This window comes from Bosea sp. BIWAKO-01 (assembly GCF_001748145.1).
GTDB lineage: Bacteria > Pseudomonadota > Alphaproteobacteria > Rhizobiales > Beijerinckiaceae > Allobosea.
Window position 1 is genome coordinate 3,146,345 of the sequence record NZ_BCQA01000001.1, and the last position, 25,733, is coordinate 3,172,077.

Genomic DNA, 25,733 nt, shown 5'->3' on the forward strand with positions numbered 1-25,733 from the left:
CCGAATGAATGACGGGATGATTTCAAGGATCACGCTTGTGTGGCCGGATATCAATGGTCATTTTCTGCTTATGGCTTTATCTATCTTCGAGTATTTTGGAATTTGCAGAGAATAATCCCGTGCTTGATCGAACCGACCGGCGGATCCTCGCGATGCTGCAATCCGACGGACGCATTGCCGGCGTCGAACTGGCTGAAAAGGTCGGCCTGTCGCCGACAGCGACCGGCGAGCGACTGAAGCGCCTCTCGCGTGAAGGCTACATCACAGGCTATCGCGCGACGCTCGATCCGCTGAAGCTCGGGCTGCATCTGCTGGTCTTCGTCGAGGTCTATCTCGACAAGACGACGCCCGACGCCTTCGAGCGTTTCGCAACGGCGGTGAAGCGGGCGCCCGAAGTGCTGGAATGCCACATGGTTGCCGGCGGATTCGACTATCTCGTGAAGACGCGGGTGGCCGATATGAACGCCTATCGCCGTTTTCTCGGCGAAGTGCTGCTGGCGCTGCCGGCAGTGCGCGAGACGCGAACCTATGCCGTGATGGAAGAGGTCAAGACCGACGGAGCGCTGCCACTCTAGCCGATCGCGGCCAGGCCTGGTGACGTCGCGTTATATTTTAGGCGCAGTGCATGCATTTTCGGCGCTATGCGCTTGACCTTGTTTTGTATTCGGCCAGTTTGAGCATAGGACGCGACGGCATGGGATTTGCTGGGTCGCGTTCCGTTCAAAGGTCTTCCCGACCTGCCTGCATGCGATGATCCGGAGCTGCCGATGTCGACGAACCCGTTCCGCCCCACGATGCTCTCCCGGCGCGGGATGAGCCGTGCGCTGGGCGCCCTGGGGCTCGCCGCAGCCTGCCTGACCGGCGCGGGTACCGCTTTCGCTCAGACCGCCGTTCGCTTCACGCTCGACTGGCGCTTCGAAGGCCCGGCTGCGCTGTTTCTGATGGCGCAGGAGAAGGGCTATTTCAAAGCCGAGGGCCTCGACGTCACGATCGACACGGGCAACGGCTCGCGCGAAGCGATCCCGCGGGTGGCGTCCGGCACCTACGATGCCGGCTTCGGCGACGTGAATTCGCTGATCCGGTTCCGCGACGAGAATCCCAGCGTCGATCTGAAGGCGGTGATGATGGTCTATGACCGGCCGCCCTTCTCGATCGTCGGCCGCAAGAGCCGTGGCATCAGCGCCGACGTGAAGAGCCTCGAGGGCAAGAAATTCGGCGCGCCGGCGGCGGACGCGGCCTTTGCGCAATGGCCGATCTTCAAGACCGTCAACAAGCTCGACGACAGCAAGATGCGGATGGAGAATGTCGGCTTCCCCGTGCGTGAGCCGATGTTGGCCTCAGGCGAGGTCGACGCGGTGTTCGGCTTCGCGAACTCCTCCTATATCAACCTGAAATCACGCGGCGTGCCCGTCGACGACATCGTCACCATGCTGATGTCGGATTACGGCGTCGAGCTCTACGGCAATGTCGTGATGGTCTCCCCGAAATTCGCGGCTGAAAAACCCGAGGCCGTGCGCGCGCTGCTCCGGGCGATCACCAAGGGCGTTCGCGACACGGTGGCCGACCCGGAACTCGGCGGCAAGCTCGTGATCCAGCGCAACGATGTCGCCAAGCTCGAGGTCGAGGTCGAGCGCCTCAAGATGACGATCGCCCAGAATGTCATGACGCCAGCGGTCAAGGCCGATGGCTTTGGCGGTATCGACAAGGCGCGCTGGGAGCGGGCGCTCGACCAGATCGGGCTGACCTTCACGTTCAAGGACAAGACGAAGGCCGGGGCGGCTTTCGATGACAGCTACCTGCCGCCTGTGGCCGAGCGGAAGTTCTGATGCGCTCGACCTTGCAGGTTCGCGCTTGAGCGCCTTCGTCGAACTCCACGACGTCACCCATGTCTACGGCGGAGGCGAAAGTGCTCCCGCCGTCGACGGGCTTTCGCTGAAGATCCGGGAGGGTGAGTTCGCGGCGATCGTCGGCCCCTCCGGCTGCGGCAAGTCCACGATGATGAAGCTCGCGACCGGCCTGCAGCGGCCCAGACGCGGCACGGTCATCGTCGCCGGGCAGGAGGTGACGCAGCCGATCAAGATCACCGGCATGGCTTTCCAGAATCCGGTGATGCTGCCCTGGCGTACGACATTACGGAACCTGTTGCTGCCGCTCGAGATCGTCGAGCCGCATCGTTCGCGCTTGCGCGCCAACAAGTCGGATTATGTCGCCCGGGCCGAGGCTCTGCTCGCCAAGGTCGGGCTCGAGGGCATGGGCCAGAAATTCCCCTGGCAGCTGTCGGGGGGGATGCAGCAGCGCGCCTCGCTGTGTCGCTCGCTGATCCATGAGCCGAAGCTCCTGATGCTGGACGAGCCCTTCGGTGCGCTCGATGCCTTTACGCGCGAAGAGCTCTGGTGCGTGATCCGCGATCTTCATGCCGAGCGCGGCATCACCGTGATCCTGGTGACGCATGATCTGCGCGAGGCCGTCTTCCTGGCCGACCGGGTGTTCTGCATGTCGGCCCGACCGGGGCGGATCATCGCCGAGCGCGAGATCGACTTCCCGCGCCCGCGCGATCTCGACATCACCTATACGCCTGAATTCGCGTCGGTCGTGCATGAGTTGCGCGGCCATATCCGCACGGCGCGGGAGGCGGCATGAAGCGCTCGCTCTGGCTGAGGCTCGCGCCCTATCTGTTCACGCTTGGCTTCTTCGCGATCTGGGAGATCGCCTGCCGCGCCTTCGCGATCTCCTCCTTCATCCTGCCGCCGCCCTCCGCGATCTGGACTGCGCTGGTGCAGTATCAAAAGCCGCTCTACACCAACGCCTTTCACACGCTTTGGATGACCACGGCCGGCTTTGTGCTCTCGATCGTGTTCGGTCTGGCGCTCGGCCTGCTCGTCGGTTCGTCGCGGTTGATTTATGCGGGCCTGAACCCGCTGCTTGTCGGCTTCAACTCGATTCCCAAGGTCGCTGTCGTGCCGATCCTGGTGATCTGGTTCGGGGTCGGCTGGCAGCCGCCGGTGCTGACCGCTTTCGTGATTTCGTTCTTCCCGATCGTCGTCAATGTCGCGACCGGGCTGGCCACGATCGAGCCCGAGACCGAGGATGTGCTGAAGGCACTGGGCGCCAGCCGCTACGACATCATGACCAAGGTCGGGATTCCACGCGCGCTGCCCTATTTTTTCGGGGCGCTGAAGGTTTCGATCACGCTCGCCTATGTCGGCTCGGTGATCGGCGAGCAGAATGCGTCCAATCTCGGCATCGGCAACCTGATCACCCGCGCTTCGGCTGATTTCAACGTGCCGCTGATCTTTGCGGCGCTGATCGTGCTTGCGGTCCTCGGCGTGCTTCTCGTCGCCATCGTCGATCTTGTGGAGCGGCGCATGACGGGCTGGGCCCGGCGTTCGCAGATGGCGAACGACTGAGCAACGTGCAGACCGGACCTGACCTAGCGCCAAGGTGACAGCGCGGCGAGCGCTGCCTATCGTGCCGCGCCATCAACGCCGGACCCTCAATCTTTCATGCTTCCCGATTTGCGCGATTACGGCCGCCTGCGCGAGACCTTCCAGTGGCGGATTCCAGAGCGCTACAACATTGCTGTCGATGTCTGTGATCGCTGGGCCGCACGGGAGCCCGACCGTCCGGCCATTCTCGAGGTCTCGCCTCACTGGACGGTAACGCCGGTCAGCTTCGGCCGCCTGCGATCGCAATCGAACCGACTGGCGACGGCGCTGTCGATGCGCGGCGTCGGCGTCGGAGATCGGGTCGCGATCCTGCTGCCGCAGGGAGAGGCCGTGCTCACCGCACATCTCGCCGCCTATAAGTTGGGCGCCATCGCGGTGCCGCTGGCCGCGCTCTTCGGGGTCGATGCGCTGGCCTACCGCCTGCGCGATTCCGGCGCGAGCGCGCTCATCACCAATGCAGCGGGCTTGATGAAGGTTCGGCAGATTGCCGAGCCGCTGCCCGATCTCGACCTGATGGTGTCCACGGATGGCGCCTGGGCGGGCGCCGAGGACTGGGGGCAGCTGCTGGCGGATGCGAGCGAGGGTTTCTCGGTCGCGGACACCGGGCCCGACGATCCGGCCCTGATGATCTACACCTCCGGCACCACGGGCAACCCGAAGGGTGCGCTGCACGGCCACAGGGTTCTGCCGGGGCACCTGCCTGGTGTGCAGATGGTGCACGAGTTCCTGCCGATGCCAGGCGACCTTGCATGGACGCCGGCCGACTGGGCCTGGGCCGGCGGTCTGCTCAACATGCTGCTGCCGGCGCTGCATTTCGGCGTTCCGGTCGTGGCGCGCGCGCATACCCGCTTCGACCCCGAAGATGCCTTTCGGCTGATGGCCGATCTCGGCATCCGCAATGCCTTCATTCCGCCGACAGCGCTCCGGATGCTGCGCAGTGTGGACAAGCCGCGCGAGCACTTTGACCTGAAGCTGCGCACGGTCGCGGCCGCTGGCGAAGCGCTTGGGGCCGAGACGCTGAACTGGGGGCGCGAGGCGCTGGGGCTGACGATCAACGAGGCCTATGGCCAGACCGAGTGCAATCTCGTGCTGTCGTCCTGCGCGACGATCGGTGTCAGCCGGCCGGGCTTCATCGGCAAGCCGACGCCCGGCCACGAGGTCGCGATCATCCGGCCCGATGGCTCGGAATGCGCGCCGAACGAGGAAGGGCAGATTGCCATCCGGCGGCCGAACCCGGTGATGTTCCTCGGCTATTGGCGCCGGCCGGAGGCGACGGTCGACAAGTTCATCGGCGACTGGATGACCACCGGCGACCAGGCCGTGCGCGATGCCGATGGTTATGTCCGCTTCGTCGGCCGTGACGACGATGTCATCACCTCATCAGGGTATCGGATCGGGCCGGGGGAGATCGAGGACTGCCTGCTGAAGCATCCGGCGGTTTCGCTGGCTGCGGTCGTCGGCAAGCCGGACGAGCTCCGGACCGAGATCGTCAAGGCCTTCGTCGTGCCGAATGCCGGCTTCGCGCCTTCGCCCGATCTGGCCGGCGAACTTCAGCGCTTCGTACGCGAGCGACTCTCGGCGCATGAGTATCCGCGCGAGATTGCCTTCCGCGAGGAATTGCCGCTGACGACGACCGGCAAGATCATCCGGCGGCTGTTGCGCGCGGAGGCGTAAGCGTCGCCGAAGCCTGACCGAGGAAAGCAGCCCAGAGGCGCTGCACCATCGCCTCGTCGAGGTCCTTGACGATGAGGACCAGGCGCGAGCGTTGGTCGGCATCAGGCCAACTGCCGAGCACGATCGGGGGATGCAGGATCTGCTGGACCGCATGGACCAGCAGCGGCTGGCCGGGATGTTCGGCGATGGCGACGAGCCCCTTCAGACGCAGGAGCTTCGCCCCGTGGGTCGAGCGCAGCAAGGTCCAGAACAGCTCGAAGGTTGCCAGGTTGATCGGAGCATCTGATGTCAGCGAAAAGGCACGAATGCTCTCGTCATGCCTGTTCATATCATGATGATGATGGTCATGCCCGTGTTCGTGTTCGTGTTCCTGGGCATGATGATCGTGATGGTGATGGCCGCCTGAGCCGGCCGCCAGAGCCTCGACCGCAAGCCAGTCCCGCAGGGCCTGGGGCCTGTCGGCAAGGTCGTAGAGGCCGGCGCTGATCAGGTCCGCAGCCGACGCATCCGGCGCGAGAAGGGTGATCCCGGGATTGAGCGCCAGGAGTCGCCGGCGCAGTCGCTCAACCTCCTGGCGATCCGCGACCAGATCCGCCTTGGTCAGCACGATCCTGTCGGCCGCGACCACCTGTTTGCGCGCTTCCTCATGGGCGTCGAGCGTCGCCATGCCGTTGACGGCATCGACCAGCGTGACGACGCCGTCGAGCCTGAAGCGCATGGCGAGATAGGGGTGGTTGATCAGGACATTGAGGATCGGCGCCGGGTCGGCAAGGCCCGTAGTCTCGATCACCACGCGTTTGAACGGCGCGATGCGATTGTTGTCGCGGCGGCGCAAGAGGTCTTCCAGCGTGACGATGAGGTCATCGCGGATGGTGCAGCAGAGGCAGCCGGAGGCGAGCAGAACCATGTTCTCCTCGACACCCTCGATCATCAGATGGTCGAGCCCGATCTCGCCGAATTCGTTGACGATCACGAGGGTATCGGCAAGCGCGGGGTCCTTGAGCAACCGGTTGAGCAGGGTCGTCTTGCCGGCTCCAAGGAAACCGGTGAGCAAGGTCAGCGGGATCGGGATGGGTCTCTGGTCGCTACCGGTCATGTCGGGCATCATCGATCAAGGCTGAGGGCGGGCACGCGTCGCGCCCGATTTTGTTCCAATATTACATTAGCCATGATCGCGACGACGACAAGGGCGCCTCCCGCATATTGCAGCGCCCCGACCCGCTCGCCGAGCATCACGGCGGCGATGCCGACGGCAAAGACCGGCTCGGCACAGAAGGTGAGGGCGGCCGGGCCTGGCGCGACACGGGCCAATGCCATCACCTGGAACAGGAAGCCGACGAGATAGCCGCCAATGGTGATGGCGACGGCCATCGGTGCCAGGGCGAGCGCACTCGGAGGTGCAAAGCCGCCAACGAAAGCGAGGATGCCCGCCGTCACCGGCAGGATGAGCAGATGCGACCAGAACAGTTTTGGCGCGAGCGGCGTCGCGGCGCAGGCCGAGCCGGCGAAAAACTGTGCCGCGGCCGCAAGGCTGGCTGCGAGCGCCAGCGCAAGCCCGCGCGGATCGAGCCCATGCAGATCGGGCCCGACGACCATGCCGACGCCGAGAAAGGCGGCAAGCGCCACTGCAAGCCGGTCAATGCTGAAACGCGCAGGCGTCAGCAGCGGCTCAGCCAGGACGATGATGACCGGGTAGGTGTAGAAGATGACGGCGGCAACGGTCACGGGCAGGAAGGCGACCGAGGACAGGTAGGCCGAGCCGACGAGAGCGCTGGTCAGGCCGAAGGCAAGCAGCGCCCGGTATTGGTCGCGCGGAACCTGGAAGTTCGCCCGCAGGAGCCAGGCGGCACCTGTCACCAGCGCAAGCATGATGAAGACCCGGTAAAAGACCAGCAGCGGCCCGCTCAGACCGACCTGGCCCGCGAGCTGGGCCGAGACGATGTTGCTGCCATAGGCGGCAGCCGAGGCAAGCGCCAGGGCGATGCCGTGTCGACTGGCGGTGCGGGCGGTCTCGGCGCGCACCCTCCAGGACTCAGGCGTCGTCGTTCACTTTGGCCTTCGGCTTGACGGGGGGCTTCGCAGCGTCCGTGCGGGCCGGCTGAGCCTTGGGTTCGCCCTGGCCGGGCTTGGTCTTTGCCTTGGCCTTGGCCGCCGCTTCCGGCTTGGCTTTCGCCGTCGCATCGGGCTTGGCGGGGGCCGGCCTTGCCGGCGGGCGGGCAGCCTGCTTGATGCCCGCGGCCGAGCCTGGGCGCAGGCTGGACGCGGCAGCCGCACCAGGACGGATCGCGCCCTGCAGCTTCATCGGGCCGCTCTGGAAGGCGTTCGATGCAGGCTGGACATCCTCGCTGCTCGGAGCGAAGGCCGTCGTCCCGCGCGGAATCGCGCCATTGCTCGAGGCCGTGCGGGTCGCAGGGCCAGCCGTCACTCCGGCGGTAACGGGGGCTCCGGGTGTAATGACCGGGGCGCCGCCGCGAGCGAACTGCGTGTCGGGCCGCGCCGTGACGTTGGCCGCCAGCGGGGCCGAAGCAGACCCCGGCGTGCGGCCGAAGGAGACCTGTACCGGTGTCATCGGCGCGCGCGGCCCCAGGACAATCCGGCCGGAAGGTGTGCGGGTCAGCAGGGCGCCGGTTGCGCGGGCCTGCGGCTGCGGCCCGCCGAAGCGCTCGCTCATGGCGTTGTCATTGCCGCTCCCGGATGCGGCATTGGCGGCGATGGGACCGGACACGTCGGAGTCGTCCGCCAACGCTACGCCGCCGCCTCTGCGGCGAACCTCGTCGCAGATGTTGCTGGCGCGTCCACCATTGCCGGAGGGCAGGCTGGCGAGGGTGTAGCCTGAGCCTCCCCATTTCGAGAAGCCGTCATCGAGCAGCTGCGCCGCCTTGACGGTACGTTCGGACGCCGACAGCGCACCCAGCACGACCGCGATGAGCGTTCGGCCGCCGCGCGTAGCTGTTGCCACGACGTTGAAGCCCGAGGCGCAGACGAAACCGGTCTTCATGCCGGCGATGCCGGAATAGCGGCCAACGAGGCCGTTCGTGTTCTGCAGAACCTGCTTGCCGAGCTGAACCGAGCCGGTGTTCCAATAATCGGAATAGTCCGGGAACTCGCGCATCAGCGCCATGGCGAGAACCGCGAGGTCGCGGGCGCTGACCTGCTGGTTGGGATCATGCCAGCCATTCGGGTTGGTGAAGACCGTATCATTCATGCCGAGCCGTTGGGCTTCGGCGTTCATCATTCCGACAAAGGTCTCGACATCGCCGCCGACGCCCTCGGCGATGACATAGGCGATGTCGTTGGCCGATTTCACCATCATGATGCGCAGGGCGTTGTCGAGCGTGACCTCCTGCCCGGCGCGGATATAGACCTTGACGCGCGGCTGGCTCGCCGCCCGCTTCGAGGCGGGGATGGCCGTTTCAAGCCCGAGCTTGCCGGCCCGCACCGCCTTGAGCGCCAGATAGGCGGTCATCATCTTCGTGGTCGAGGCCGGGTGCCAGGCCTGGCTGGCATTCTCGCTGGAGAGAACAGCGCCGCTGGACGCATCGACCACCAGACTCGTGCCGGCGAGGGCCGGAGCGCTGACGGACAGGGCAAGGGCGAGAACAGCGAGGCGGGGAACGTTCATCGGGCGGGTCTTGAACCTGTCTGGACGAGGGTTGAAGGCGCAGGGTTCAACGCGACGCGTGCGGCATTTTCGAGACGGCGCGACTGATCAGCCCGCCCATGGACGCATACCTACCCCCAGCGGAGCGATTTGCCTAGTCATGTCGGGCGGCCCTAAAGCCTTGGTCACAGTTTCAGTCCGGGATGCCCGCGTGAGCTTTACCCTCTTCTGGATCCCGGCCACGATCGTCGCCTCGCTGCTGCAGACAGCGCGCAACCTCACCCAGCGCTCGCTGACGGAGGTGATTGGCGTCGTCGGCGCGACGCAGGTGCGCTTCCTGTTCGGCCTGCCCTTCGCATTGCTGTTTCTGCTCCTCGTCTGCCTCGGCCTGGGGCGTCTGCCGCCGCAGATCAGCCTTGCGACGCTCGGCATCACGAGCTGGGGGGCGCTGACCCAGATCGCGGCCACGGCCCTGATGCTGGCGGCGATGAGAGAGCGCTCCTTCGCCGTGACCACCGCCTATACCAAGACGGAGCCGGTCCAGGTGGCGATCTTTGGAGCGCTGCTGCTCGGGGATGCGCTGAGCCCGGCGAAATTCGCAGCGATCGTGATCGCAACAGCGGGTGTCGTCCTGGTCTCCTGGAAGCCGGGCGAGAAGCTGAGCCGGGCGGGCCTGCGTCCCGCGCTGCTCGGCATCGGTTCGGGCGCCTGCTTCGCGCTGTCGGCCATCGGCTATCGTGGCGCGATCCAGTCGCTGCCGGATGGCGATTTCCTGATCCGGGCGACGACGACCCTGGCCCTGGGGCTGGGCCTGCAGACGCTGATCCTGACGCTCTACATGCTGATCGCCAACCGCAAGGCGCTGGTCCTGAGCCTGAAGAACTGGCGCCGCTCGCTGACGGCGGGTTTCCTTGGTGCGGCGGCTTCGCAGTTCTGGTTCATCGGCTTCTCGCTGACGACGGCGGCCAATGTCCGGACCCTGGCTCTGATCGAGGTGCCGCTGGCGCAGATCGCCTCGCGCAAGATGTTCTCGGAAGGTACGACGCGGCGCGAACTGCTGGGAATGGCGATGATCGTCTTCGGTGTCGGCCTGCTCCTGATGCTGGCGATTTAGCCGGCTGCTGCTCCACGCGAGCGCTTGGGCGACCATCTTGCGGACAGGGCCGATCTTGGGTGTCTGACAGGTTCGCCCCAACGCCGATATGTGCTGACTGATCGATGAACAGTCTCGCCGCAACCGGAGGCGAGGCTACCTTTCCGTGCGACATGTCCGGTGGTTGCTGTGGCCAGGATCATGGCACTGCGATAGCACCCCGCTTGACCTACACATATCTCGGCGGTTATGAGTCAAAATCAATAGCTAACGAGTTATGGGTTTCGATGCTGAACACGCACGACGCGCTCTTCAGGACGCTCGCCGATCCGACGCGGCGGGGCATTTTCGAACGGCTGTGTCGCGAAGGTGAGCAGACAGTCGGGGCACTGACCGCTCAAGCCGGGATCTCGCAACCGGCGGTTTCAAAGCATCTCGGCATTCTGAAGCAGGCCGGGTTGGTGCGGGATCGTCATGAAGGGCGGCAGACGCATTATAGCGCGCAAATCGGCGCCCTGGGCCCACTGATCGACTGGACGAACCAAATGGCCGGGTTCTGGCACAGTAAATTCGACGACCTCGAAGACCTGCTGAAGAGGATGGACCAATGAACGAAACGTCGACCGAAACGCTCTCGGTCGTTGTCGAGCGTGAGATAGCGCATCCGCCGGAAAAGCTCTGGCGCGCGCTCACGCAGCCGCATCTCATCGAGGAGTGGCTGATGAAGAACAACTTCAAGCCAGATGTGGGGCACCGGTTCAATCTCAGCGCGGACTGGGGCGTCGTCGAGTGTCAAATACAGGCGATCGAGCCGCACAAGACGCTGACCTACACGTGGAACACCAAGGATCTAGAGAGCATCGTCACCTGGACGCTCACCCCTACGAGCACCGGAACCTTTCTGCGTATGGAACAGACGGGGTTCAGGCCCGACCAGCAGCCGTATTACCGGGGAGCGATGGCTGGCTGGCCGCGGTTCTTTGGAAATCTGGAAGAGGTCATGGCGCGGACCGACTGAATTCTGCGTCGCCCGATCCGCTGCACCATGCCTTCAGAGGAGGTCCCAATGAACTGGAACGACTGGATTCGGCAGATCCATCGCTGGATGTCGATTATCTTTACGGTGGTCGTCATCGCGATCTTCATCGCCTTGGGCCTTGGCAAGCAGCCTGCCGAGTGGGTGTATTTCCTGCCGCTGTTCCCGCTCTTCGTGCTTCTGCCGACCGGTCTCTACATGTTCGTGCTGCCCTATGTCGCGACATGGGGCGGCGGCCGACGCACCGCCAGACAGCGGTGAAGATGATGACCGGGATGTCCGGGAAGCCGGAGCAGGCCACGGAGAACGAGGTCGCCGAACCGGTTGCCGAGAAGCGGACCAAGCCGCGCAAATCGGCGTTGAAGGCGCAGCTGGGCGAGGTCGTCCTTCTTTCGGGTGGCAATCCCCAGATTGCCAAGGGATATGGTGCGGCCCCCGTGCAGGCCTATATCGCGGCCATGCCGGGCTGGAAAAGCGATGTCGGACGCCGCCTCGATGCCATCATCGAGCGCACCGTTCCCGGCGCGCGCAAGGCGGTCAAATGGAATTCGCCCTTCTATGGTGTCGGGGAGCAGGACCAAGGCTGGTTCCTCGGCTTTCATTGCCTCACGACATACGTCAAAGTTGCGTTCTTCCGCGGCGCATCGCTGAGCCCTGTTCCGCCCGGCGCGTCCAAACAGAAGGAGGTGCGCTATCTCGATATCCATGAGGGCGAACTCGATGAGGCGCAGTTCGCCGCCTGGGTGAAACAAGCGAGCCAGCTGCCCGGCGAGAAAATGTAAGCCGTCAGTTGGAGGTGCCGCGGGCACAGGTGGGCGCGGAAAGATCGACCAGGCAAGCCCAGCACGGTCTCCAGCGCTGTACAGAGAGCCGACGCAGAGTGCGCGAACAGGCTCATCCTCTCCCCTCGCGGCCGGCAACGCGCTATATCGCTACGAGCGGGGCTTCACGGGCAGTCCCCCTTTCTGCGCACGGCCGGATTGCGCTGTTTCCGGCTTGAACGATACCGTGGTCGGGCGCAGATAAGTGTAACTGCACATTACTCTGAGAGGTCGTCATGAGCGCTGCAATCGTCGGCTGGGCCCACACGCCGTTCGGCAAGCAGGATGCCGAAACCATCGAGAGCCTGATCGTCCGCGTGGCGACGGACGCGCTGGTCGATGCGGGCATTACCGCCGAACAGGTCGATGAGATCGTTCTCGGCCACTACAATGCCGGCTTCTCCGCGCAGGATTTCACCGCCTCGCTCGTGCTGCAGGCGGACCCGGCGCTGCGCTTCAAGCCGACGACGCGGGTCGAGAATGCCTGCGCCACCGGCTCTGCCGCCGTGCACCAGGGCGTGCGCGCCATCAAGGCCGGCGATGCCAAGATCGTGCTCGTCGTCGGTGTCGAGCAGATGACCAAGACACCTTCGGCCGATATCGGCAAATTCCTGCTCAAGGCCTCCTATCTGCCGGAAGATGGTGAGACACCCGGTGGCTTCGCCGGCGTGTTCGGCAAGATTGCCGCTGCTTATTTCCAGCGCCATGGCGATCAGTCGGATGCGCTCGCCATGATCGCGGCCAAGAACCACAAGAACGGCGTCGAGAACCCCTATGCCCAGATGCGCAAGGATCTCGGCTTCGCCTTCTGCCGCGAGGAGAGCGAGAAGAACCCCTATGTCGCCGGGCCGCTGAAGCGCACCGATTGTTCGCTGGTCTCGGACGGCGCTGCCGCGCTCGTGCTGGCCGATCAGGCGACTGCGATGGAAATGCGCCGGGCCGTAGGCTTCCGCGGCATGGCCCATGTCCAGGACTTCCTGCCGATGTCGAAGCGCGACATCCTCAAGTTCGACGGCTGTGCCGAAGCCTGGAAGAAGGCGCTCGCCGATGCCGGCGTCACGCTTGACGATCTCTCCTTCGTCGAGACGCATGACTGCTTCACCGTCGCCGAACTGATCGAATACGAGGCGATGGGCCTGACGAGGGAAGGCGAGGGCGCCCGTGCCATCAAGGAAGGCTGGACGCAGAAGGACGGCAAGCTGCCGGTCAACGTCTCCGGCGGCCTGAAGGCCAAGGGCCATCCGATCGGCGCGACCGGCGTCTCGATGCATGTGCTCAGCGCCATGCAGCTCACCGGCGAGGCGCCCGAAGGCATGCAGGTCCAGGACGCGCGCCTGGGCGGTATCTTCAACATGGGTGGGGCGGCGGTCGCCAACTACGTCTCGGTGCTCGAGCGGATCAAGTGACCGTCTGACGTGACGATCTTCCTGGCGCTGCTGCCGGCCTATGTCCTCTCGATCTTCTACCGATCCTTCCTGAGCGTCATCGCCAACCCGGTGATGACGGATCTGGGGATCGGGCCGCGCGAGCTGGGATTCCTGGGCGCGGCCTGGTTCATAAGCTTCGCCCTGGCGCAGTTCCCGGTCGGCTGGGCGCTCGACCGGCTGGGGCCGCGCCGGACCGTCGCCGTGACGATGGCAATCGGCTCAGCCGGTGCCTTCCTCTTCGCGACAGCGACGCATGCCGTCACCGGCACGCTCGGCATGGCGATGATCGGGCTCGGCTGCTCGCCGATCTTCATGTCGGCGCTGTTCCTGTTCGCGCGTACGCAAGATCCCAAGCGCTTCGGTTTCCTGACCTCGGTCTTCATCGGCCTCGGTTCGGTCGGCAACCTCGTCGGCGCGGCGCCTCTGGCAATCGCGGCTGCCCGCTTCGGCTGGCGGCCGTCGATGCTGGTCATGGCTGGCTGTTTTCTGGCCGCGGCAGTGTTCGCCGCAGCGCTGGTTCGCGATCCGCCTCGAGCCAAGGCGGCCTCAGGTGGTCACGAAGGCCTGCTCAAGGGGCTGCGGAGCATTCTTGCGCTCCGCCCGCTCTGGCTGCTCGCGCCGATCACCCTTAGCGGCTACGCGATCATCGCGACGGTCCGCGGTCTCTGGATCGCGCCCTTCATGAGCGACGTGCACGGTTTCGATGCGATCACCAGCGGCCATGTCGCAACCGTGATGGCGCTGACGATGATCGCGGGCGCCTTCCTCTATGGCGGGCTCGAACAGCGGCTCGGCCGCAGCAAGCCACTGGTCTTATGGGGCACGGTGCTGACCGCGCTTGGCTTCATCGCCCTGGCGCTTTGGGGAAATGCGCATTCGGCGCTGGCCATCGGCCTGTTCGCGCTCATCGGCGCGACGGGGTTCACCTATGCGGTGTTGATGGCGCATGCACGGCTGTTCTTTCCCGAACACCTGATCGGGCGTGGCATGACCTGCGTCAATTTCCTGTTCATTGCGGGCGCGGCGGCGATCCAGTCCGGCTCGGGCTGGTTCATTGCCGAGCAGCGCCAGGCCGGGCTCGACGCCGCGACCACCTTTGCCCATCTCCATTGGGGCTTTGCGGCGCTGCTTCTCGTCCCGAGCGCGATCTACGCCTTCATGCCCGAGCGGCCGGGCAAGAGCTGATCGGCTCAGGCCTCGCCTGGCGCCTTGGCGACAATGGCCAGCGCATGTACCCGGTCGGCCAGTTCCTGGGCCAAGGCCGCGTTGACCAGACGATGACGCTCCAGCCGGCTCTTGCCGGCAAAGGCCGAGGACACGAGTTCGACGCGAAAATGCGTCTCGCCGCCCTCGCGCCAGCCACCATGGCCCTGGTGCTGATGCGATTCATCGATGACACGCAGATGCTCTGGCGCCAGTGCCGACTCGAGCTTGCTGGTGATGCGTTCCGCCATGCTGGTCATCTGTCGCCTCGTTCCGCTGTGCCGTCAGCAATCGCGGATTGCTTGTCCGGTCTCCGTCGCCGTTTCATAGTCGCCGCCTGGTGTCAGGTGAATGCGGCATTTCGCTGGAGGTTGGGATGAAGACGAGAACGGCGTTCGCGCTTGGGCTGTTGGCGCTGCTCGGAACCGCTCCCGCTCTGGCGCAGGAGGAAGGCAAGGTCGCCGACTACAAGCAGAGCGAGGCCGTGCTTGCCCGCTACAAATCCGTGCCGATCCCGCTGGCGACGCCGTCTCTGACACGCGGCACGCCCGGGCTGACCACGCAGGCCGAGCTCGACGCCTTCGTTGCCGATCTCGCCGCCAAGGCGCCGGCCCAGGTCGTGCTCGGCTCGCTTGGCACGTCGCAGCAGGGGCGTGATCTGCCCTATCTGATCTTCTCCAAGGAAGGCGCCAGGGATACGGCGGCGCTCAGGGCGCTGGGGCGGCCGATCGTCTGGTTCGTCGGCCAGCAGCACGGCAACGAGCCGGCCGGTGGTGAAGCGATGCTCGCACTCGCCAATGATCTGGCCACGACCGACCTCAAGGCCGTGCTCGACAAGCTGGTGGTGGTGATCGTGCCGCGCACCAACCCTGACGGGGCGGCGGCCGACAAACGCACCGGCGCCAACGGCTTCGATCTCAACCGGGATCATCTGCTGCTGACCTTGCCGGAGACGAAGGCGCTGCATGCCAAGCTCGCCGAGCTGCCGCCCGATGTCATCGTCGACGTGCATGAGTTCTCAGTCGCCAATCGCTGGCTCGAGAAGTTCGGCGGGCTCAATGCCGCCGATGCGATGATCCTCTACGCGACCAATCCGGCCGTGCCACAGCAGACGACGAAGCTCGCCTCCGAGCTGGTCAAGCCTGCGATGGACAAGGCGATGGCCGAGAAGGGGCTCTCCTCCTTCTGGTATTTCACGACGGGCTACAACAAGGACGACAAGGTCGTCTCGATGGGCGGCAATGCGCCCGGCATCGCGCGCAACCTGTTCGGACTTTCAGGCGCGGTCTCCTTCCTGATCGAGACGCGCGGCGTCGGCCTCAAACTCGAGAACCTGGAGCGGCGCATCGCGACGCATTACGTCATTTCCCGGTCGGTTCTCGATACGATCGCCGCCAATGACAAGGCCGTGCTGCAGGCGGTCGCGGCTGCGCGCGGCGAACTGGCGAAGAACGAAGGCGAACTGGTCGTCGGCCACCGTATTGCCACCGTCAAGATGGCGATCCCGCTGGTCAATCCCGACACGGCCGCCGACATGCCGACAGAAGTCGATTTCCGCGACTCGCGCCAGGTCACGGTCACCGGGCGCCGGGTGCGGCCCGAAGGCTATATCGTGCTTGCCTCGGGCCAGCCTGCGGTTGAAGCCCTGAAGCTGAAGGGCATCGCCGTCTGCGCATTGGGCGGGCCGGCTTCGCTCGATATCGAGGCCTTCGTCGTCGAGCAGAAGGGGACGGTGAAGAAGGCCGACCGCGAGAACATCAATCCGGACCAGGCGGTGAAGGTCGAGCTCAGGTCGCGCCGGCTGGACGTTCCGGCGACCGCTGTCTTCGTGCCGATGACGCAATCGGGGGCGAATGTCATCGCCGCCTCATTCGAGCCGGATTCTCCGGGCTCTCATGTCGGCGTCGGCCTGGTCGAGGTCGCGGCGGATTCGGGCGAGGCTCCGATCTACCGCGTGCCGCGTGGGGCCAGGCCGATATTGGCTTCGGGCGGGGATCCCGCATGCAGCCGTTGAGACTGGCGCAGCGCGTCATTATCTAGGACGCATTGACGGCCACCCGGATTGCTGGGATTCTGACGCAATCGGGGCCGATCTCTGCAGCGTTTCGAATGTGTCCGCCGCAGGCGCCTAACAGCGCCTGTCGTGCAGAGCTTGTCCGTTTGGCTTTCCGCCCGCATAACCGAGAGACCATGAATTTCAATTCTCGCCTTTTCGACCGGATCAGGATCGGCCCTTCCGAGGCGGAAGAGGTGGTCGAGACTGTGGCTGTGCGCTGCGACCATTCCGGTTGCCAGCGCGCCGGTGAGTTCCGCGCGCCGAAGGGCAGGGGGCGGGAAGGCCAGTTCTTCCAGTTCTGCCTCGAACATGTGAAGGCCTATAACGCGACCTATAACTACTTCTCCGGCATGAATGACGAGGCGCTCGCCGCCTATCAGAAGCAGGAAGAGATCGGCCACCGGCCAACCTGGAAACTCGGCGTCAATTCCAAGGCGGCACGCATGTCGCAGCGCGGACGCGCAGCGGCTGCCGGCGATGCCGGGCCCGAGGTGCAGGACGGTTTCAACATCTTTGGCACGCGCCGGGAGCAGCAGGCCGCAAAACCAGAGCCTCGCGTCGGCGCCGTGGCGCGCAAGGCGCTCGACGCGCTCGGGCTGGACGACACGGCCGATTCCGTCGCGATCAAGGCGCGCTACAAGGAACTGGTGAAGCGCTTCCATCCCGATGCCAATGGCGGCGACCGCTCGTGCGAAGGCACGCTGCAGGAGATCCTCAAGGCGTATCAGCAGCTGAAGACCACCGGTCTGGTCTGAGGGACCTATCGGGCCCTCTGGGATGATTGTGTGACGCAACCTGCTGCGCTGCCGATGGCGCGTCTGGTGTCCTATACCTGCGTTTTCGCCGCAAGCCCGGCGACATCCGCGATGATCCCGTCCAGGGCGAAATCCTTTGGCGTATAGACCGCCGCCACGCCCATGTTGCGCAGCGCGTTCTCGTCGTCGGGCGGGATGATGCCGCCGACCACGACCGGGATCGTCATGCCGGCGACACGCAGCCGGGCCGTGACATCGCGCACCAATGGCAGATGCGAACCGGAGAGGATCGAGAGGCCGATGATGTCGGCCTTGGTTTCCTGCGCCTGCGTGACGATCTCCTCAGGGGTCTGGCGAATGCCACCATAGTTCACCGCCATGCCGGCATCGCGGGCGCGGACGGCGATCTGCTCGGCGCCGTTGGAATGACCGTCGAGGCCAGGCTTGCCGACGAGGAAGCGCGGCGGGCGGCCGAGTTTTTCGGTTGCGCGCGCGACCGCGGCCTTGACGGTCGCAAGGCCGGGATCGTCGCCCCGCTTGCCGGTATCGACGCCGGTCGGGGCGCGATACTCGCCAAAGATCTCGCGCAGGGCCTGGGCCCATTCGCCGGTGGTGACGCCGGCCTTGGCGCAGGCGATCGAGGCCGGCATGACGTTTCGGACTTCCCTGGCGGCTGCCGAGAGCTCCGCGAGCGCAGCCTGTGCTGCCTTGGCGTCGCGGGCCGACCGCCAGGCCTTGAGCCGGCCGATGGCTTCCAGCTCCACGGAATCCGGCACGGTGACGACATTGCCCTCTCCGGTCGAGAGCGGTGAGGGTTCGCTGGTGGTGAATTTGTTGACCCCGACGACGATCTGTTCACCGCGCTCGATCGCCTCGATGCGGCGTGCGCCGTTCTCGACCAGCGCCTGTTTCATGTAGCCGGACTCGACTGCGGCCAGCGCGCCGCCCATGGCATCGATCTTCGCGAGTTCGTCGAGGGCGGCGGCCTTCAATTCCTCGACCTTGGCGTCGATCGCGGCCGAGCCGTCGAAGATGTCGCCGAATTCGAGCAGGTCGGTCTCGTAGGCCAGGACCTGTTGCATGCGCAGGGACCATTGCTGGTCGAAGGGGCGGGGCAGTCCCAGGGCCTCGTTCCAGGCCGGAAGCTGGACGGCCCGTGCACGCGCCTTCTTCGAGAGGGTCACTGCCAGCATCTCGATCAGGATGCGGTAGACATTGTTCTCGGCCTGCGGCTCGGTCAGGCCGAGAGAATTGACCTGCACGCCGTAGCGGAAGCGGCGCATCGCCTCCTCCTGCACGCCATAGCGCTTCAGCGTGATATCGTCCCAGAGATCGACGAAAGCCCGCATCTTGCAGAGTTCCGTGATGAAGCGCATGCCGGCATTGACGAAGAACGAGATGCGCCCGACGATTCCCGGAAATTCCGCTTCGCTGACCTCCGGCTGAGCCTGAATCGAGTCGAGCAGCGCGATCGCGGTGGCGAGCGCATAGGAGAGTTCTTGCACCGGCGAGGCGCCCGCTTCCTGCAAATGATAGGAGCAGACGTTGGTCGGGTTCCATTTCGGCAGCTCGCGCGCCGTGAATACAACGATATCGGTGGTCAGCTGCATCGATGGGCGCGGGGGGAACACATAGGTACCGCGCGACAGGTATTCCTTGACGAGATCGTTCTGGGTCGTGCCCTGCAGCGTCGCGCGGGGGGCGCCCTGCTCATCGGCAACCGCGACGTAAAGCGAGAGCAGCCAGGCGGCGGTCGCGTTGATCGTCATCGAGGTGTTCATCTGCGCCAGCGGGATCTGGTCGAACAGAGCCCGCATGTCGCCGAGATGGCTGACCGGCACGCCGACCTTGCCGACCTCGCCGCGCGATAGCACATGGTCGGGATCGTAGCCGGTCTGGGTCGGCAGATCGAAGGCGACGGACAGGCCGGTCTGCCCCTTGGCGAGATTGGTGCGATAGAGCTTGTTCGATTCGGCCGCGTCCGAATGGCCCGCATAGGTGCGGAAGATCCAGGGCTTCTCACGCTGCGCCGGCTTGTCGCCGATCGGGCCGATCGCGTTCATTGCCGCTCCCTTGCCGTTCCACCCAGGACCCAATGCAATCTCAATGTTGCACTGCGGCGAAGATAACGCCAGAGGGCCGCGCAAGTCGCCTCCGACCTTCGGATGAGCCGGCGCTACGCGCTGCCGGACAGGTGCCTGGCCTGGCTGAACCGTGGTTTCCTGCCGGGGGCCTGGCCGCCGATCTCCAGGAGCTGGTTGGATTTCTGGGTATCGAGGATCACCATGGTCGAGGTCTCCGCGACGCAGGGAATCGCCTGCAATGCAGCACTGATGAAGGTGCGGAGCGCCTCGATATCCCTGACCCAGACGCGCAAGAGATAGTCGACATTGCCGGTGACCAGCAGGCATTCCGTGATCTCGGGCTGGCCCTGGATCGCGGTCATGAACTGGCTTGCCGCATCCGGACTTTGCTTGGCCAGTTTCACGCTCACCATCACGCAGATGCCGAACCCGAGAGCAGTCGGACTGATCTGCGCCGAGTACCCCTCGATGACGCCGGCATCTTCGAGCCGTTTGATCCGGCGGCTGCACGGCGTCGGCGAAAGGCCGACTTTCTCGGCGAGTTCGAGCGTCGAGATACGCCCGTTATCCTGAAGCGCGGCCAGGATCCGGCGGTCGATCCGGTCCAGTTCGATCATGGGTGATTTTCACTCCAGAATAGAGATTTAGTGGTGATTATCCGCGAGAGTTATGACGTATTTCGAAATATTGCACGGATTCGCTCGCATCGCGACTGCTATAGTCGCTCAAAGGACATCGTGCCTGGCTGAAGCGAAGGTGGTTCAAGCGTCATGGCGATATCGAATGCCCAGCTGCCGGCAGTACGCCCTGCTCTCTCGCAGTGGTTCAAATCTGGCAACAGTATCACCCAGCAGTTCATGGCAATCGGCGGGCGGGCGGATATCATCAGCCTTGCCGGCGGACTGCCAGCGGCCGAGCTTTACCCGGTGGATGCGATCGCCGCCGCAAGCGAACGTGCGCTGAAACGCTGGGGCGCCGTTGCGCTCGAATACGGCTCGGTCGAGGGGTTGCCGGCGCTGCGCCAGGCCATCGCCGAGCGCGTCACGGCCAGCACGGGCAGGCGGTTCGGACCGGAGAATGTTCTGCTGACCACAGGGGCGATGCAGGGCCTCGACCTGATCGGCAAGGCGCTGATCGATCCGGGCGACCTGATCGTCAATCAGTTCCCGACCTATCTCGGCGCGCTCGATGCCTGGCGACCGCGCCACCCGCGCTATGAGCGGCTGGACTGGAGCCTGCAACGGCCCGGCTTCGACCTGGCGCTGCGCCAGGCCAAGTTCGTCTATACCGTGCCGAACTATTCCAATCCGACCGGCGTGCTTGTCGGCCAGGCCGAGCGTGCGGCCTTGCTTGACAAGGTTCTCGAGGCCGGCACCTGGCTGGTCGAGGACGATCCCTATCTGCCGCTGCAGCTCGATGGCGAGGCCGGGCCCAGCATTCTCGCCGCCCATGCCGCGCGCTATCCGGATGGGGCCTATGACGGCCCGGTGATCTATCTGGGAACGCTGTCCAAAAGCCTCGTGCCCGGCCTGCGCGTCGGCTGGATCGTGGCCGAAGCCGGGATGATCGCGACATTGGCGCTCGCCAAGCAGTCGACCGATATCAGCAGCAGCATGTTCACCCAGGCGGTTGCGCTCGAACTGCTCGAAAGCGGCTTTGAGGCCACCCATATTCCGCGCATCGTCGCAGCCTATGGCGAGCGGCGGGATGCGCTTTGTGCTGCCGCGTCGCGCCATCTCGGCGAATGGTTCGAGTGGGATATCCCGCCCGGCGGCATGTTCGTCTGGATGCGGGCGAAGTCCAGCGCGATCGACACCAACGAACTCTACAGTTGCGCGCTCGAGGACAAGGTCGCCTTCGTGCCGAGCAGTGTGTTCGATCCCGATGGAGCGCTCAACAGCGCGATGCGCGTCAACTTCACGCGCTCCTCTCCAGAGGTGCTTGCGGAGGGCGTGCGCCGGCTGGAGCGGGCTGTTCAGCGCTATCTTGCCAGGCGTTCGGGACGGGCGGCCTGAGCTCGCGCTGATTCAATGTCAGTCTGCAATGTCAGCCCCGGACGGAGCAAAGCGACGATCCGGGTTCCCTGCCTCAACCCCTCCTGCCATGGTTCGGCACCAATCCTGGCCTTCCTCCGCTCGCCCGGGAGGGCGGGACGTCGATCGCGCTCCAGAACCGCCGCCAGAAAGGCCCTCACCATGCCGACCCGCCTCGACAATCCGCGCAATTCCCGCCTTCCCGATGGCCTCATCGACGCCTGGCGTGCAGTCCCGAGCTCGGTCATTGCCGACCAGCTCGGCGGTGTCGGCCATGCCGATCCGCGCATCCGGCCGATCCGTCCCTTTGCGCCCGGCACGCGGCTGACCGGCTCGGCCGTGACGGCCTGGTGCGAGCCCGCCGATTACGGGCCGGTGCATCATGCGATCGCGATTGCCGGCCCCGGCGATGTGATCGTGGTCGCGGCCGGTGGACGGCGCGATGCGGCGATGATCGGCGATCTGCTCGGCGGAGCCGCACGCCTCAAGGGCATTGCCGGCGTCGTCGTCGATGGGGCAGTGCGGGACGTCGGGCCGGTTTCGCAATGGTCCGACTTCATCATGTTCTCGCGCTGGGTGATGCCACGCGGCCCCTCCTCGATGGAACGGGGAATCGTCAACGGCCCGATCGTGTTCGGCGGTGTCGCGGTGCAACCGAACGATCTCGTCATCGGCGACGACGACGGTCTTGTTTTCGTGCCGCATGCGCTGGCCGAGGCGAAGCTCGCGCCCTGCCTTGCGCGCGTCCGCGCCGAGGTGGAATGGGAGAAGGTCCTGGCGAGCGGCAAGTCGACGGTCGGGGTCTTCAAGGTCCCTGCGATCGAGCCGCTCTAAGGGTTGCGCCGCGACGCCGTTGGGGGGCTGCGCAGGCTCATATCCATGCCGGCCTTTCCCGGCCGGCATGGATGAAGGTCGGATGGCGCTCCTGGCGACGAAGCCTTAGGCGGCTGCCGTCGCACTCGCCTGCGGGGGCGCGCTCCCGCGCAGCGTGATGGCAAAGGCAGCCGCGAACAGGCACAAAGCTCCGGCGATGAAGAAGGCCGGAAGATAGCTCTCGTAGACGGTCCGGCTGAAGCCGGCGCCATAGGCGGCGAAGGCCGCGCCAAGCTGGTGCCCGGCAAAGATCCAGCCGAAGACCAGGTTGGTCTTGTCGCCGAAGCGGTCCGCCGCGATCTTCACGGTCGGCGGTACGGTTGCGACCCAATCCAGGCCGTAGAACACGGCAAACAGCGACAGGCCGTAGAAAGAGAAATCGGTGAAGGGCAGGTAGAGCAGCGAAAGGCCACGCAGCCCGTAATACCAGAACAGCAGCCAGCGGCTGTCATAGCGATCCGAGAGCCAGCCCGAGCCCACCGTGCCGGCGAAATCGAAGATGCCGATCACCGCGAGCACGCCGGCCGCCGCCACCGCCGCCATGCCATAATCCCCGCAGAGTGCGATGAAATGCGTTTGCACCAGGCCGTTGGTGCTCGCGCCACAGATGAAGAAGGTGCCGAACAGCACCCAGAACGTCTGGGTGCGCACCGCTTCGCGAAGCGCAACGAGGGGAGAGGCAAGCATCGCCAGCAGGCTGGTCGGAGCCACAGGGGCAGGCTCTATCCTGGTCTCGCCATAGGGGGCGAGACCAACATCGGCCGGCCGGTCGCGCATCAACAGGAGCACGGCTACGGCCGCGATCACGATCATGGCCAGCACGAAGACCATGGCGGAGCGCCAGCCGACGCGCTCGGTCAGTTCCGCGAGCAGGGGCAGGAAGACGAGTTGCCCCGTAGCGGTGCTTGCCGTCAAAAGTCCGACCACCAGGCCGCGCCGCTGCGCAAACCAGCGCGTCGCGACGGTGGCGCCGAGCACCATCGCTGTCATGCCGGTGCCGAGACCAAGGACGATGCCCCAGAGCAGCATCAGGTGCCAAAGCTGGGTCATCACGAAGGAGCCGAGCACGCTGGCGGCGATGAAGGTCAGGGCGACGCCGACGACGGGCCGCAGGCCGAAGCGATTCATGAAGGCGGCGGCGAATGGGCCCATCAGGCCGAACAGGGCGAGCCGGATCGCCAGAGCGGAGGAAATCTCCGAGGTTGCCCAGCCGAATTCCTTCTGAAGAGGTCCGATCAGCACACCCGGCGCACCGACCGCGCCAGCCGTTACCAGCATGGTGAGGAAGGTCACGGCGGCAACGACCCAGCCATAATGCACGCCGCGTCGGGCGAAGAGCGCTGCAAGCCCGGTCGGGGCCGCGGGAGCAAGAGCGTCAGTGGGCATGCGAGCCTCCTAGTTACGGGTATGTGCCCGTATTAGTGCGAGAAATCAAAGTGAATCGAGTGCCGCGCGAAGGTTCCGCATGGCCTCGGCGCCAAGCCGGTCATCCAGCGCCTTCTGCGCCGCATCCCAGAGCGGAGCGCCATCTTCGAGGACCGTTCGGCCCGCATCGGAGAGCGAGACCGTGGCCTCGCGCTGGTCCTTGCCGCGGCCGAGCGCCACGAGTTTCATCTTCTCGAGCACGCGGACATTGCGGCCCACCGTCGAGCGGTCGAGTTCGGTCAACCGGCCGAGTTCGGTCAAAGTCACTGGGGCGGAGCGCGCGATCGTCCGCATCAGGCTGAACTGCGCGATATTGACCCCGACCGGCGCAATAGCCTCGTCGTAGAAGGCGGCCATGCGGCGAGAGGCCGAACGGAGGGTCGTGCAGATGCAGGGACTGGGCATAATCGCGGGTATATGCCCGCAATAAGATATTTGCAAGAGCTCCTGGAAGGAGCCCGTCCCTTCAGGCCTGTTGCGGATGCTCGCCAGCGCTTGCTCACAAGGCGCACAAACCCGCTACGATCACGCATTCCGCTGGGAAATGGCGGAGTTGGCCAGGCGACCGGTTATCGCAGGGGTAAACTAGTTTCGACCGCCCGGCAGTCGCGGCAGCGGCATGAACTCGACGCCTTCCTCGTGCAGCAGACGGGCATCGTCGGGCGTCGCTTCGCCATAGATGGCGCGGTCATCGGCTTCGCCGTGATGGATCTTGAGAGCTTCCTCGGCAAAGCGGGGACCGACATGTTCGGCGGTCTCGGTGACGTGCTTATGCAGCGCCGTCAGCATTTCGCGGAAGGCGATTTCCTTCTCGCCCATCAGGGCGACGGGGGCTGGTGCAGGCGCTGCCGGGGCAGGGACAGCCTCCGAACCAGGCGCCTCAGCGCGCGGTCCGCGGTCTGTCCGTGTCACGCTCGGCGACATGATGGCGCGCTCGACCTTGCTGCTGTTGCAGACCGGGCAGGAGACGAGGCCGCGGCGCGACTGCTCCTCGAAGCTGGTGGAGCTCGCGAACCAGCTTTCGAACTCATGGGCGCTGTCGCAAAGAAGGGAATAGCGGATCATCGTTGACTCATGAGGCGGCTGGCCGCCGCGATACACCCGGACCGTCGCCGCGCCACCTGGCGCGGACACCCGGCAACTCTGTCATTCCTCATGATGCGGCCTCATGCCGCGAGCAGCGTGTCGAGTTCGCCGCGGGCATCGAGCGCATGCAGGTCGTCGGAGCCGCCGACATGACGGTTGCCGATGAAAATCTGCGGCACGGAGGTGCGGCCGCCGGCCTTCTCGCTCATGGCGCGGCGCACCTCCGGCTTGCCGTCGACATCGATCTCTTCAAAGGCCGCACCCTTCTTCTTCAGGAGCGACTTGGCGGCAGTGCAATAGGGGCACCAGCTGGTGGTGTAGAGCGTGATCTGCGGCATGACGGTTCCGGCGATACTGTCCTGACACATCATGTAGTGTGCCATCAGCCATCCGTCACCACCCGCGCGAAGGTGAGGACATCGACATGGCTGGCGCCGGCACGCAGCAGGGCCCGTGCAGCGGCATTGACGGTCGAGCCGGTGGTCAGGACATCGTCGACCAGCAGGATGCGGCGGCCCGCGATCGTGGCCCTCATCTTCGGCAGGACCTTGAAGGCGCCCTGCAGGTTCTCAACACGTTGGGGACGCGTCAGACCGATCTGCTGCTTCGTCCGCTTGACGCGTGTCAGTGCCTCTGGAGCGAGCGCGACGCCGCTCTGGCGCGCGACGACCGTTGCGAGTGCCGCGGCCTGGTTGAAACGGCGGCGCCAGAGGCGTGTGCGGTGCAACGGCACTGGAACGATACAATCGGCCTCGACGAGGATTTCGCGGCCAGCCTGCGTCATCATCCGGCCGAGCGTGATCGCGAGCTCGAGGCGGTCGCCATATTTCAGGCGGTGAACCAGCTCGCGCGCCGTACCGTCGAAACGGCAGACGGCACGGGCGCGGGCAAAGGCCGGCGGCTCGGCGATCGCCGCAGGCGAGACGACACCATCGCCGAGATCGACGGCGAAGGGTGTGCCGAGGCGCTCGCAATAGGGGCGCTCGATGAAGCCAACCCCGCTCCAGCATGCCGGGCAAAGGCCCTGTGCCTCGGCGGTCGCTCCCCGGCAGGCAACACAGGACGGCGGATAGACCAGGCTGATCGCACTGCGCATGCCAAGCCGGGAGGCGGTCCCGAC

At 65.3% G+C, this 25,733-nt stretch carries 27 protein-coding genes; 16 read left to right on the plus strand and 11 right to left on the minus strand.

Annotation, left to right across the window (positions count from 1 at the left end; translation table 11 throughout):
* Nucleotides 1–119: 119 nt before the first annotated feature.
* The 5 genes from BIWAKO_RS14480 (at nucleotide 120) to BIWAKO_RS14500 (ending at nucleotide 5,120) form a co-directional block, all read left to right on the plus strand.
* Nucleotides 120–575, plus strand: coding sequence for an Lrp/AsnC ligand binding domain-containing protein (locus tag BIWAKO_RS14480; protein WP_074471671.1), 456 nt, complete (start codon nucleotides 120–122; stop codon nucleotides 573–575).
* A gap of 192 nt (nucleotides 576–767) precedes the next feature.
* Nucleotides 768–1,826: an ABC transporter substrate-binding protein gene (locus tag BIWAKO_RS14485; protein ID WP_244523448.1), complete on the plus strand. Its 1,059-nt coding sequence runs from the start codon at nucleotides 768–770 to the stop codon at nucleotides 1,824–1,826.
* A 25-nt stretch (nucleotides 1,827–1,851) separates the two neighbouring features.
* The gene (locus tag BIWAKO_RS14490; protein ID WP_069879256.1) at nucleotides 1,852–2,640 is read left to right on the plus strand and encodes an ABC transporter ATP-binding protein; all 789 of its coding nucleotides are present in this window, start codon (nucleotides 1,852–1,854) and stop codon (nucleotides 2,638–2,640) included.
* Complete coding sequence (locus tag BIWAKO_RS14495; RefSeq protein ID WP_069879257.1) at nucleotides 2,637–3,407, plus strand: ABC transporter permease; 771 nt, start codon at nucleotides 2,637–2,639, stop codon at nucleotides 3,405–3,407. Before BIWAKO_RS14490 ends, BIWAKO_RS14495 begins: the two co-directional genes overlap by 4 nt.
* Nucleotides 3,408–3,503: 96 nt before the next feature.
* Nucleotides 3,504–5,120, plus strand: a complete 1,617-nt coding sequence (locus BIWAKO_RS14500) for an AMP-binding protein (protein ID WP_069879258.1) — start codon at nucleotides 3,504–3,506, stop codon at nucleotides 5,118–5,120.
* Here BIWAKO_RS14500 and BIWAKO_RS14505 read toward each other — a convergent pair.
* The 3 genes from BIWAKO_RS14505 to BIWAKO_RS14515 are packed head-to-tail and all read right to left on the minus strand — an operon-like array spanning nucleotide 5,089 to nucleotide 8,742.
* Nucleotides 5,089–6,225, minus strand: a complete 1,137-nt coding sequence (locus tag BIWAKO_RS14505; protein ID WP_069882498.1) for a CobW family GTP-binding protein — start codon at nucleotides 6,223–6,225, stop codon at nucleotides 5,089–5,091. The two genes, BIWAKO_RS14500 and BIWAKO_RS14505, sit on opposite strands and share 32 nt — an antisense overlap.
* Nucleotides 6,225–7,142 carry a DMT family transporter gene (locus tag BIWAKO_RS14510; protein WP_069879259.1) on the minus strand — a complete coding sequence of 306 codons (918 nt, stop codon included), beginning with the start codon at nucleotides 7,140–7,142 and terminating at the stop codon, nucleotides 6,225–6,227. The genes BIWAKO_RS14505 and BIWAKO_RS14510 overlap by 1 nt, the downstream gene beginning before the upstream one ends.
* A gap of 10 nt (nucleotides 7,143–7,152) precedes the next feature.
* Entirely contained in the window at nucleotides 7,153–8,742 is a 1,590-nt protein-coding gene (locus BIWAKO_RS14515; protein ID WP_069879260.1) for a D-alanyl-D-alanine carboxypeptidase family protein, read from the minus strand.
* 190 nt (nucleotides 8,743–8,932) lie between these two features.
* Here BIWAKO_RS14515 and BIWAKO_RS14520 point away from each other — a divergent pair, with 190 nt between their 5' ends.
* From BIWAKO_RS14520 to BIWAKO_RS14550, 7 genes are all read left to right on the plus strand, one after another.
* Nucleotides 8,933–9,835 (plus strand): EamA family transporter, encoded by a 903-nt coding sequence (locus BIWAKO_RS14520; RefSeq protein WP_043234570.1) that lies wholly within the window; start codon nucleotides 8,933–8,935, stop codon nucleotides 9,833–9,835.
* Between the two features lie 266 nt (nucleotides 9,836–10,101).
* On the plus strand, nucleotides 10,102–10,425 hold the full coding sequence (locus BIWAKO_RS14525; protein ID WP_069879261.1) for an ArsR/SmtB family transcription factor: 324 nt from the start codon (nucleotides 10,102–10,104) through the stop codon (nucleotides 10,423–10,425).
* Nucleotides 10,422–10,832, plus strand: a complete 411-nt coding sequence (locus BIWAKO_RS14530; RefSeq protein WP_069879262.1) for an SRPBCC family protein — start codon at nucleotides 10,422–10,424, stop codon at nucleotides 10,830–10,832. Before BIWAKO_RS14525 ends, BIWAKO_RS14530 begins: the two co-directional genes overlap by 4 nt.
* A gap of 48 nt (nucleotides 10,833–10,880) precedes the next feature.
* Nucleotides 10,881–11,111: a hypothetical protein gene (locus tag BIWAKO_RS14535; RefSeq protein WP_069879263.1), complete on the plus strand. Its 231-nt coding sequence runs from the start codon at nucleotides 10,881–10,883 to the stop codon at nucleotides 11,109–11,111.
* A gap of 5 nt (nucleotides 11,112–11,116) precedes the next feature.
* Nucleotides 11,117–11,632 carry a DUF1801 domain-containing protein gene (locus tag BIWAKO_RS14540; RefSeq protein WP_371331956.1) on the plus strand — a complete coding sequence of 172 codons (516 nt, stop codon included), beginning with the start codon at nucleotides 11,117–11,119 and terminating at the stop codon, nucleotides 11,630–11,632.
* 275 nt (nucleotides 11,633–11,907) lie between these two features.
* Nucleotides 11,908–13,077: an acetyl-CoA acetyltransferase gene (locus BIWAKO_RS14545; RefSeq protein ID WP_069879264.1), complete on the plus strand. Its 1,170-nt coding sequence runs from the start codon at nucleotides 11,908–11,910 to the stop codon at nucleotides 13,075–13,077.
* A gap of 9 nt (nucleotides 13,078–13,086) precedes the next feature.
* Complete coding sequence (locus BIWAKO_RS14550) at nucleotides 13,087–14,283, plus strand: MFS transporter (protein WP_069879265.1); 1,197 nt, start codon at nucleotides 13,087–13,089, stop codon at nucleotides 14,281–14,283.
* A gap of 5 nt (nucleotides 14,284–14,288) precedes the next feature.
* Here BIWAKO_RS14550 and BIWAKO_RS14555 read toward each other — a convergent pair whose 3' ends face one another.
* The gene (locus BIWAKO_RS14555) at nucleotides 14,289–14,561 is read right to left on the minus strand and encodes a BolA family protein (protein WP_069879266.1); all 273 of its coding nucleotides are present in this window, start codon (nucleotides 14,559–14,561) and stop codon (nucleotides 14,289–14,291) included.
* A gap of 116 nt (nucleotides 14,562–14,677) precedes the next feature.
* On the opposite strand from BIWAKO_RS14555, the gene BIWAKO_RS14560 reads away from it, so the two are divergent.
* Together BIWAKO_RS14560 and BIWAKO_RS14565 are read left to right on the plus strand one after the other, a co-directional pair.
* Nucleotides 14,678–16,315 carry a M14 family metallopeptidase gene (locus tag BIWAKO_RS14560; protein WP_069879267.1) on the plus strand — a complete coding sequence of 546 codons (1,638 nt, stop codon included), beginning with the start codon at nucleotides 14,678–14,680 and terminating at the stop codon, nucleotides 16,313–16,315.
* A 176-nt stretch (nucleotides 16,316–16,491) separates the two neighbouring features.
* Nucleotides 16,492–17,112, plus strand: a complete 621-nt coding sequence (locus BIWAKO_RS14565) for a DnaJ domain-containing protein (protein ID WP_069879268.1) — start codon at nucleotides 16,492–16,494, stop codon at nucleotides 17,110–17,112.
* Nucleotides 17,113–17,183: 71 nt separating this feature from the next.
* Here BIWAKO_RS14565 and BIWAKO_RS14570 read toward each other — a convergent pair whose 3' ends face one another.
* Entirely contained in the window at nucleotides 17,184–19,175 is a 1,992-nt protein-coding gene (locus tag BIWAKO_RS14570; protein WP_069879269.1) for a protein meaA, read from the minus strand.
* Nucleotides 19,176–19,288: 113 nt separating this feature from the next.
* On the minus strand, nucleotides 19,289–19,813 hold the full coding sequence (locus BIWAKO_RS14575; protein WP_069879270.1) for an Lrp/AsnC family transcriptional regulator: 525 nt from the start codon (nucleotides 19,811–19,813) through the stop codon (nucleotides 19,289–19,291).
* 153 nt (nucleotides 19,814–19,966) lie between these two features.
* Here BIWAKO_RS14575 and BIWAKO_RS14580 point away from each other — a divergent pair, with 153 nt between their 5' ends.
* Together BIWAKO_RS14580 and BIWAKO_RS14585 are read left to right on the plus strand one after the other, a co-directional pair.
* Entirely contained in the window at nucleotides 19,967–21,211 is a 1,245-nt protein-coding gene (locus BIWAKO_RS14580) for an aminotransferase-like domain-containing protein (protein ID WP_069879271.1), read from the plus strand.
* A 180-nt stretch (nucleotides 21,212–21,391) separates the two neighbouring features.
* Nucleotides 21,392–22,063: an RraA family protein gene (locus BIWAKO_RS14585; RefSeq protein WP_069879272.1), complete on the plus strand. Its 672-nt coding sequence runs from the start codon at nucleotides 21,392–21,394 to the stop codon at nucleotides 22,061–22,063.
* Nucleotides 22,064–22,168: 105 nt separating this feature from the next.
* Here BIWAKO_RS14585 and BIWAKO_RS14590 read toward each other — a convergent pair whose 3' ends face one another.
* From BIWAKO_RS14590 to BIWAKO_RS14610, 5 genes are all read right to left on the minus strand, one after another.
* A complete protein-coding gene (locus tag BIWAKO_RS14590; RefSeq protein WP_069879273.1) occupies nucleotides 22,169–23,488 on the minus strand; it encodes an MFS transporter in 1,320 nt (439 codons plus the stop codon).
* Nucleotides 23,489–23,533: 45 nt separating this feature from the next.
* A complete protein-coding gene (locus tag BIWAKO_RS14595; RefSeq protein ID WP_371331958.1) occupies nucleotides 23,534–23,884 on the minus strand; it encodes a MarR family winged helix-turn-helix transcriptional regulator in 351 nt (116 codons plus the stop codon).
* 228 nt (nucleotides 23,885–24,112) lie between these two features.
* Nucleotides 24,113–24,592: a DUF1178 family protein gene (locus BIWAKO_RS14600; protein ID WP_069879275.1), complete on the minus strand. Its 480-nt coding sequence runs from the start codon at nucleotides 24,590–24,592 to the stop codon at nucleotides 24,113–24,115.
* Nucleotides 24,593–24,693: 101 nt separating this feature from the next.
* Nucleotides 24,694–24,951, minus strand: coding sequence for a glutaredoxin 3 (gene grxC / locus BIWAKO_RS14605; RefSeq protein ID WP_069882500.1), 258 nt, complete (start codon nucleotides 24,949–24,951; stop codon nucleotides 24,694–24,696).
* A 44-nt stretch (nucleotides 24,952–24,995) separates the two neighbouring features.
* Nucleotides 24,996–25,709 (minus strand): ComF family protein, encoded by a 714-nt coding sequence (locus tag BIWAKO_RS14610; protein WP_069882501.1) that lies wholly within the window; start codon nucleotides 25,707–25,709, stop codon nucleotides 24,996–24,998.
* Nucleotides 25,710–25,733: the final 24 nt, after the last annotated feature.